This window comes from Paenibacillus thalictri (assembly GCF_004307995.1).
GTDB lineage: Bacteria > Bacillota > Bacilli > Paenibacillales > NBRC-103111 > Paenibacillus_AF > Paenibacillus_AF thalictri.
The window spans coordinates 1-8,886 of the sequence record NZ_SIRE01000057.1 but is presented as its reverse complement, the minus strand read 5'-3'; the positions used below and the strand labels follow the sequence as shown (position 1 = coordinate 8,886).

Below are 8,886 nucleotides of genomic sequence, written 5' to 3'. Positions count from 1 at the left end.
ACCTGTGGGATGCGCAGCTGGCTGAGAAAATTACCGTAAAAGACCAATTTGCCGACGAATTTGTCGCAGAAAGCGCACCTGGAGCGAAAAACGAAGAAGGCAAATTGACCGACAACATGCTGGTAAGAGACAACGGCGCGGGCTACAACGACAACAATATCTTGAAACTGAGCTTCTACATCTCGGATATTGAAGGAACCAACCCGAAAGCCGTAACGATCAACGCCGATACAGGCAAAATTCAATACACTGGCGCTCAAGGCGACGTAACCAGCTTCAAAGTGAACGTCGTCGCACCAAGCGGAGTGATCTCCACATTTGACGTCAACGTAAAATAATGAGGCGTTTATCCCAAGCAAAAGCTTAAACGCAGCATGCAGCAGCCCTGGCCGATCCGGCCGGGGCTGTTTTTTGTAGTACCAGAGAATCGGTTAACCGGATTATCGGCTTGGAGTCATCTTTTATCATCGTCTCCCGTCGACGTTATTCCACAGCATCATAATCTTCCCATCTGCCGCATAGAGTGTAATTAGCCGATCCTCAGGCATTTGTTCCCTTTATTACGATCGTTTCGGACTGCATACGTCACAAATATCGGGAGGGTTTACAGTCCATGCGCAGCTTGTCCAAAAAAATTAACAATTTCACCGCAAAACTGCTAGACCTGCCGCAGGATGTCGTTACGGATTTGCCGCGCATTACGATGGTCGGCAATGTTCAGCTTTACATTGAAAATCACCGCGGAGTGATTCATTTTTCCAACGAACAGCTGAAGCTGGGTTTAACGAAAGGACAGCTTGAGGTGATCGGGCAAAACTTGACGATCCGTGCCATTTTAAGCGAAGAAGTATTCATCGAGGGTGTCATCCGCGAAATCAAATATATTCCGTAGGGGCAGGGGATACCAGTGAATTTGCCGTTGTTGACCAAAATCAGAGGATACGTACATATCGAGCTTAAAGGAAGCCGGCTTCATGAATTGATTAACTCGATGGCTCAAAAACAGCTGAACGTCTGGGATATCGGATTTGTCGAAGGGACGTCGGTCCGGCTGCATATCAGCCTCGGAGACTTTTTCCGTCTTCGCCCGCTGTTGAAGCAGACAGGCTCCCGCGTGCATGTGCTGGCCCGTTACGGGCTGCCTTTTTTGCTGGACAAACTGGGAAAACGGAAGTTTTTTGTGGCAGGATTAATCGGATTTGTCATCGGCATTTACATGCTTTCATCTGTCATCTGGCAGGTGCGTGTCGAAGGCAACGCCACGATGGCAACCGAAGCTATTCTGCAGGCCGCCAAGCAGACGGGGATCTATCAATTGCAGTGGAAGTACCGCCTGAAAGATCCCGACGTATTGGCTCGCCAACTGCAAAGCGCCTTGCCCGACGCCGCATGGGTCGGAGTCGAAATACACGGCACACACGTCGTGATTAAGGTGGTTGAATCCAAACTCCCCGATCAGAAGCCGCTGAGCAGCCCGCGCCACTTGGTGGCGTCGAAAAACGCGCTGATTACCAGCATATTTGCAGATAAAGGAAAACCGCTCGTCAAGGTGAATACCTATGTCCGCAAAGGGGACATCCTCATATCTGGAATCATCGGAGACGATGTGAACCGCCAAGCGGTGGTAGCCAGCGGCAAAGTGAAGGGACTCGTCTGGTATACTCCGCAGATTGAGTCCCCGCTTGCGCATTATTACCAAGTATACACCGGAGCGGTGAAGAAACGCTTCTATCTGGTCATAGGCGGGCGGGCGCTGCAATTGTACGGCTTTGGCAAACCGTCGTTTGAGCAATATGAATCGGTGCCTGAACTGCATGAGCTTAAGCTTGGAAACTGGACGCTCCCGGTCGGTTGGCTTAAGGAGAGAGTGATGGAGAAAAAGCTGGTGGAGCAGCCTGTCGATCCGAAATTGGCCAAGCAATACGGTTTAGAGCAGGCGCGGAACGAAATATTGACCGCCGCGGGCAGCGATGCGAAGGTGGTCAGCGAAAAAATTTTGCATGAAAAGACGGAGAATGGTAAAGTTTATATGGAAGCGCATTTTGAAGTCGAAGAATACATTACGGAAGAGCTTCCTATCGTTCCGTAACGGAGTATTCTCATATAAAGAAAAAGACGAGGAGTAGGGGCCTGTTGATCGACAATGGACATACGGTCAAAATCGCGTTAAAAAATACGGCGGAAGGGCTGGCGTTATTTGGCCCGCGCGATAAATTTCTGCATTTGATTGAGCATGAAATCAACGCTCAGATCTTCACCCGCGAAGAAGAGATCGTCATTCAAGGAGGGCAGGCGGAAACCGCCTCGCTGCAGCAATTGTTCGAGGTGCTCCTGCAACTTATCCGCAATAACTACACGCTGAATGAGCGCGACGTCAATTATGCAATCGAGCTGGCCAAGCAGATGAAAGCGGACCAGCTTCTCGATTTGTTTAAAGGCGAGATTACGACGACATACAAAGGCAAACCGATCCGCGTCAAAACGGTCGGCCAAAAGCAATACGTTACCACAATCAAGAAAAAAGACATCGTTTTCGGCATCGGGCCGGCGGGTACGGGGAAGACGTATCTTGCGGTTGTGCTTGCCGTAGCGGCGCTTAAGGAAAGCCAAGTGAAACGGATCGTGCTGACCCGTCCTGCGGTTGAAGCAGGGGAAAGTCTGGGTTTTTTGCCGGGGGATCTGCAGGAAAAGGTCGATCCTTATTTGCGGCCGTTGTACGACGCGCTGAATGAGGTGCTTGGACCCGAGCAGGTCGTCAAGTCGCTGGAACGCGGACTTATCGAAATCGCTCCGCTTGCCTATATGAGAGGGCGGACGCTGGACGACTCGTTTATTATATTGGATGAAGCGCAAAATACGACGCCGGAGCAGATGAAGATGTTCCTGACGCGGCTTGGTTTTGGCTCGAAGATGGTGATTACCGGGGACGTAACGCAAATCGATTTGCCCCGCGGCAAATCGTCGGGTCTTGTGGAAGCGCAGCGCATTTTGAAAAATATAGATGAGATCGGCTTTATTACGTTTGCGGAAGAAGATGTGGTCCGGCATTCTTTAGTCCAGAAAATCATCGTCGCCTACAACGAAGACAAAGACCAATAGCCCGCTTTAAAAAAATCCGTTGATTGGGCTAAAGAAAGGGCTGATCCTGTTTGAAGACACAAGAAATGTCGATCCAGGGGAAGTTTCGTTATCGTATGATAGGATGGAAGTTTAACACGGGCATCCGTTTTTTGCTTTTTTTAGCGTTTGCGCTCTTATTTTATTTTGCACTCATGCATCAGGTTGTGCCGCAAACGTACGATATCCGGCTTGGTTCCCTAGCCGAAAAAGATATATTGGCTCCGGGACCGATCCCCGATGCGGTAGCAACCGAGAAGGCCAAAGAAGAAGCCGCACAGAAGGTCGGACCGGTATACAAAATCGTCTCGCTGAAAAATGAAACTTTGGTGGAAGCGATATTTGAGAAGCTCAATCAGCTTAACGCGGATACCGAGGTAGCGGTTAACGATAAGGTGAATATATATAGATCCGTGCTGCCGACGATTAAAAATGATTTTGTCGAAAAGCAGCTGCGGGCTATGGAACTGAGCGGCCAATATCCCGACACGCTGATCAAAGAGGTGCGCAGCAAACTCGCGGAGCAGGAATACCGCATACCTGAAGAAACGTTCTACAAGCTGCCGAAGCTGGCCAAGGAAGACCTGGCCGCCATGGAGCCGGTCGCCAAAGATATCGTAATCCGGCTGATGAACGACCAGTTGCTGGACGCCCAGACGGCGCGCGCCAAAACGGCCGAGCTCGTCAACGCCTCGACTTTGACGAAAAGCATCAGCCGCGAGCTGGTGCAGGAAATGATCCGTTTTGCGATCACGCCCAACAAGTTTTTGGATCAGAAGGGGACCGACGACGCGAAGGGACATGCCCGGGACATCGTCAAACCTGTGATGATTAACAAAAACGATATTTTGGTCAAAAAAGGCGATAAGATCTCCGAAGATATGTACCAGCGCCTCAAATCGCTGGATTTGCTCAAGGAAGATGCGAACTATCGGCCTCATATGGGGCTTGGGCTGCTCGTGCTGCTGTTTATCGCCGGGTTGTACATGTTTGTCCGCAACAGCCGGAACCCTATCAGCAGCAACAATTCGCAGCTGGTTATGCTGCTGCTGATTTTCGTCGTTAATATTGCAGGGTTAAAAATTATTTCGTTGGGACAAGGCCTCGATTACCCGTATATCGGATTTCTTGCGCCGGCGGCTTTAGGCGCGATGCTCATAACGATCCTGCTTGATGCGGAATTGGCTCTTATCTCGGCGGTTATATTCGGCATTATGTCCAGTATCGTATTTAATCCGGATCACGGAGCGTTATTTGACTACCGCTTTGGTTTGGTGACGATCGTCACGTCGCTGGCGGCGATTTTTTCCATTCAGCGTGCCAGTCAGCGGGTGACGATCTTGCGAGCGGGTATGATGGTTTCTTTATTCGCCCTTCTGGCGGTTGGGGCGATTATGCTGCTTGACGATCATATTACGAAAAAAGAGCTGATATTTGCCTTGTCTTTTGCCGTAGCGGGCGGGCTCGTAACTTCGGTGTTTGTGATTGGCTTGCTGCCGTTTTTTGAAGCGGTATTTGGCATCCTTTCGCCGCTCAAGCTTGTCGAGCTGTCCAATCCGAATCATCCGCTGCTGCGCAAGCTGCTCACGGAGACGCCGGGCACCTATCACCACAGCATTATGGTCGGCAATTTGGCCGAGGCTGCGGCCGAAGCTGTAGGCGCCAACGGTCTGTTGTGCCGGGTCGGCTCGTATTATCATGACATCGGCAAGACGAAACGGCCGAATTATTTTATCGAAAATCAGACCAATATGGAAAATCCGCATGACCGGATCGAGCCGGCACTGAGCAAATCGATCATCGTGGCGCATGCCAGAGACGGTGTGGAGATGCTCAGCGAATACAATATTCCAAAGCAGCTGAGGGATATTGCGGAGCAGCATCATGGGACAACGCTGCTGCAATTTTTTTACTATAAGGCTAAGAAGCAAGCCGAAGAGGCGGGAGACAAGGAAGTGGCGGAAGCCGATTTCCGTTATCCCGGACCCAAAGCGCAAACAAAAGAAGCGGCGATTGTCGGCATTGCCGACTGTATTGAGGCGGCGGTTCGCTCGCTGCGCAGTCCTACGCTGGAACAGATCGATACGATGATCCGCAAAATTATTAAAAGCCGTCTGGACGACGGGCAATTTAACGAATGCGATTTGACGCTTAAGGAACTCGATCTGATTGCCAAAACGTTAAACGAGGCGCTGCTTGGCATCTTTCACTCTAGGATCGAATATCCAAATGATGTTGCGCCGCAGAAATCATGATTTGGAACAAGGGAGATTAACAATGGCTTTAATCTTGGAATGGAATAACGAACAGAATCAAGTGGACATCCCGGAAAGTTTGTTTGAAAGGCTCAATCAGCTGCTGCAGATCGCCGGAGAACTCGAGCGGGTCACAGACGGCGAGGTGGCTCTCACTTTGGTGGACGATGCGGAGATCCACGGGCTGAACAAGCAGTACCGCGGCATCGACCGGCCAACCGACGTCTTGTCTTTTGCGATGCAGGAGATGGGCGACGATGAGCTGGAAATCGTTTATGAAACGGATGAGTCGGACGAAGCTGCCGAGGATGCATCCGAATCGGACGGGCAATTCGAGGAACCGCTCGGCGATATTATTATTTCCGTGGAAAGAGCGGTGCAGCAGGCGGAAGAGTACGGACATTCGTTTGAACGCGAGCTGGGATTTCTGTTTGTGCACGGATTTCTTCATCTGATCGGTTACGATCATCAGGATGAGGCGGAAGAGAAAAAAATGTTCGGCAAACAAGATGAAATCTTGGAGAAGGCAGGGCTGTTGCGTTGAAACAACCTGAGAAATGGCGGCGGAGCTTTCGTTACGCATACGAGGGAATTAAATATGCGCTTGCCACGCAGCGCAATTTGAAATTTCATTTTTTTGCGGCGTTCGTTGTCCTTTTGATGGCCCTCTATGTGCATATATCCAAAACCGAAATATTGTTCATTCTGATGGCTGTCACACTGATGATCGTGACGGAACTTATTAATACGGCGATCGAGAAGGCGGTCGATCTGGCGATGCCGGATCGGCACCCGATCGCCAAAATAGCCAAAGACGTCGCCGCAGCTTCCGTTCTCGTATCTGCGGTTTTTGCCGCTGTAACGGGCATGATCGTTTTTTACGATCCGCTTGTAAGATTGGTTTACCAGGTCAAGACAGTACAGCGCCAGCCTGTGACGTCGGGCACGATTTGGATTATGCTGTCCATCGTCATTTTAACGGTTATTGTGATTGAAACGCGTTTTGCCGGCAGCCGCTGGAAAGTGCGCCCGAGCCTGCTTACCGCATTTGCATTTGCCGCCGCCTCCGTAATCGCCTTGATTGCCAATCATACTGCAGTTATATTATTATCTTACACCATGGCGATTTTGGTTATGCTTGTATTGTACGATAAACGGAGCCGAACGTTGGCTTCGCTTGTGCTCGGAGCTGTAATCGGGGCGGGAACGGCGCTGCTGGCTGGGCTGCTGCTTCAATAAAGCATGCTTTATAAACTCCGCCTGTCCGGAAAGGAAGTGTCTGAATGGATAAGCAGCAGCTGCTGGATCACGCTAAAATAGCAAGAGAACGAGCGTATACGCCGTATTCGAAATTTAAAGTAGGCTGTGCCCTGCTTGATGGAAACGGGCACGTTCATCTGGGATGTAATGTTGAGAACGCCGCTTACGGTCCGACAAACTGCGCGGAACGGACGGCGCTGTTCCGGGCGATTGCCGACGGCGTGCCGCGGCGCACGTTTCAAGCGATCGCTATTGTCGGAGATACAAGCCGGCCGATCACGCCATGCGGCGTATGCCGTCAGGTGCTGATCGAGCTGTGTTCGCCGGACATGCCGGTTTTTATGGGCAACTTGTCCGGAGAGATCGAAGAAACAACGGTGGGAGCTTTGCTGCCGGGAGCGTTTACCGAAGAAGATCTATAAGGCGCCGTTTATGGCGCATTTGTATGGAGGACATAATCAAACATGAGCAAATCCAAATTTAAATCCGGCTTTGCCGCTATTATCGGCAGGCCTAACGTCGGCAAATCGACACTGATGAATCAAGTGATCGGGCAAAAAATCGCCATCATGTCGGACAAGCCGCAAACGACACGCAACAAAATTCACGGCGTTTATACGACGGAACAAGCGCAAATCGTTTTTCTGGATACGCCGGGCATTCATAAGCCGACATCCAAATTGGGCGACTATATGATGAAAACCGCTCAAGGTTCGCTGAGCGAAGTGGATGTCGTTTTGTTCCTTGTCGACGTTGCTGAAGGCATCGGCGGGGGCGACCGGTTTATTATCGAGCAGCTCAAAAAGGTGAAAACGCCCGTTATCCTGGTGCTTAATAAAATCGACCAGGTCGTTCCCGAACAACTGCTGCCGATTATCGCGCAATATAAAGAGTTGTATGAATTCGCCGAAATCGTGCCGATCTCGGCCAAACTCGGCAATAACGTCAACACGCTGCTGGAGCAAATCATCAAATATTTCTCGGAAGGGCCGCAATATTACCCCGCCGATCAAGTGACGGATCATCCGGAGCAGTTTGTTTGCGCCGAGCTGATTCGCGAAAAAATATTGCACTTAACCCACGAAGAAATTCCGCATTCGATTGCCGTATCGATCGAAGACATGCGGTCCGAAGCCAACGGTTTGGTGCGCATCTCCGCCGTCATATACGTTGAGCGCGATTCCCAAAAGGGCATCGTGATCGGCAAGCAGGGCGCTTTGCTCAAAGAGGTCGGCAGACGCGCTAGGCATGACATCGAAGCGCTGCTTGGCTCCAAAACTTTTCTTGAACTGTGGGTCAAAGTGAAAAAGGACTGGCGCAACCAGGACCGTGTCCTGAAGGATCTCGGCTTCCGGGAAGAGTAACCGCATCCTGAAGGCTGATTCTATGCACGGAATCCCCTTGTGGGGGAAAGTATATATTAACCACCTCATTACCGCAGTAAAAAAGCGTGTTCGGCCAATGCCAAGCGAAGCAATGGCAAGGCAGGACAAACGCTGGCTCTAGTGGCACGTCGTCCACCAAGCATCATCGCGCCAAAAGTAAAAGCGTGTCCCGCCAAAGCCAAGCGAAGCAATGGCAAGGCAGGACAAAACGCTGGCTCTAGAGGCAGGCTGTCCCGCGGAGCATCATCGCGCCAAAAGTAAAAGCGTGTCCCGCCAAAGCCAAGCGAAGCAATGGCAAGGCAGGACAAACGATGGCTCTAGTAGCACGCAGTCCCACCAAGCATCATCGCGCCAAAAGTAAAAGCGTGTCCCGCCAAAGCCAAGCGAAGCAATGGCAAGGCAGGACAAAACGCTGGCTCTAGAGGCACGTAGTCCCGCCAAGCATCATCGCGCCAAAAGTAAAAGCGTGTCCCGCCAAAGCCAAGCGCTAGCGATGGCAAGGCAGGACAAAACGCTGGTTCTAGAGGCACGCCGTCCCGCCAAGCATCATCGCGCCGCAACAAAAGCGTGTCCCGCCAAAGCCAAGCGCTAGCGATGGCAAGGCAGGACAAACGCTGGCACCAGAGGCACGTAGTCCCGCCAAGCATCATCGCGCCAAAAGTAAGACGCCGGTGGTGCCAAGCTTAAGCGAAGCGATAAGCAGGCACACCAAAGGCGCGGCTCAAGCGGCACATCACCCCCTCCACCGAAGGCGGGTCCAGGGCGCAGCGCCCAATGTTGTCAGGTTAGCAGAATTTGGTATAGTAGAAGTAAATGAGTGAAATGGGCGGATAAACCGTGAAAAAAAGAGCAAGGCTTTATCGGAACGT

At 51.2% G+C, this 8,886-nt stretch carries 10 protein-coding genes; all 10 read left to right on the top strand.

All coding sequences use genetic code 11. The annotated features are described in order from the left end of the window. Positions 1 to 338: hypothetical protein (locus EYB31_RS40570; protein ID WP_165452326.1), on the top strand; the 338-nt coding region annotated here is incomplete at its 5' end. Between the two features lie 275 nt (positions 339 to 613). Beyond that, entirely contained in the window at positions 614 to 892 is a 279-nt protein-coding gene (yqfC, locus tag EYB31_RS39705; RefSeq protein WP_131019112.1) for a sporulation protein YqfC, read from the top strand. 15 nt (positions 893 to 907) lie between these two features. After that, entirely contained in the window at positions 908 to 2,089 is a 1,182-nt protein-coding gene (yqfD, locus tag EYB31_RS39700) for a sporulation protein YqfD (protein ID WP_131019111.1), read from the top strand. Between the two features lie 47 nt (positions 2,090 to 2,136). Next, positions 2,137 to 3,099 carry a PhoH family protein gene (locus EYB31_RS39695; protein ID WP_170318316.1) on the top strand — a complete coding sequence of 321 codons (963 nt, stop codon included), beginning with the start codon at positions 2,137 to 2,139 and terminating at the stop codon, positions 3,097 to 3,099. A 95-nt stretch (positions 3,100 to 3,194) separates the two neighbouring features. Continuing rightward, positions 3,195 to 5,372, top strand: coding sequence for an HD family phosphohydrolase (locus tag EYB31_RS39690; RefSeq protein WP_240763232.1), 2,178 nt, complete (start codon positions 3,195 to 3,197; stop codon positions 5,370 to 5,372). A 22-nt stretch (positions 5,373 to 5,394) separates the two neighbouring features. Further along, positions 5,395 to 5,916 (top strand): rRNA maturation RNase YbeY, encoded by a 522-nt coding sequence (gene ybeY / locus EYB31_RS39685; protein ID WP_131019109.1) that lies wholly within the window; start codon positions 5,395 to 5,397, stop codon positions 5,914 to 5,916. Then, entirely contained in the window at positions 5,913 to 6,611 is a 699-nt protein-coding gene (locus EYB31_RS39680; protein WP_131019108.1) for a diacylglycerol kinase family protein, read from the top strand. Before ybeY ends, EYB31_RS39680 begins: the two co-directional genes overlap by 4 nt. Before the next feature lie 44 nt (positions 6,612 to 6,655). Beyond that, on the top strand, positions 6,656 to 7,054 hold the full coding sequence (cdd, locus tag EYB31_RS39675) for a cytidine deaminase (protein WP_131019107.1): 399 nt from the start codon (positions 6,656 to 6,658) through the stop codon (positions 7,052 to 7,054). A 42-nt stretch (positions 7,055 to 7,096) separates the two neighbouring features. Further along, on the top strand, positions 7,097 to 7,996 hold the full coding sequence (gene era, locus EYB31_RS39670; RefSeq protein ID WP_131019106.1) for a GTPase Era: 900 nt from the start codon (positions 7,097 to 7,099) through the stop codon (positions 7,994 to 7,996). Positions 7,997 to 8,408: 412 nt separating this feature from the next. Continuing rightward, positions 8,409 to 8,609: a hypothetical protein gene (locus EYB31_RS39665; protein WP_131019105.1), complete on the top strand. Its 201-nt coding sequence runs from the start codon at positions 8,409 to 8,411 to the stop codon at positions 8,607 to 8,609. Positions 8,610 to 8,886: the final 277 nt, after the last annotated feature.

Coding starts and splice junctions, on each gene's coding strand:
- EYB31_RS39665 (WP_131019105.1), top strand. CDS start 8,409: ATGGCAAGGCAGGACAAAACGCTGGCTCTAGAGGCACGTAGTCCCGCC.
- yqfC (WP_131019112.1), top strand. CDS start 614: ATGCGCAGCTTGTCCAAAAAAATTAACAATTTCACCGCAAAACTGCTA.
- era (WP_131019106.1), top strand. CDS start 7,097: ATGAGCAAATCCAAATTTAAATCCGGCTTTGCCGCTATTATCGGCAGG.
- EYB31_RS39690 (WP_240763232.1), top strand. CDS start 3,195: ATGATAGGATGGAAGTTTAACACGGGCATCCGTTTTTTGCTTTTTTTA.
- cdd (WP_131019107.1), top strand. CDS start 6,656: ATGGATAAGCAGCAGCTGCTGGATCACGCTAAAATAGCAAGAGAACGA.
- ybeY (WP_131019109.1), top strand. CDS start 5,395: ATGGCTTTAATCTTGGAATGGAATAACGAACAGAATCAAGTGGACATC.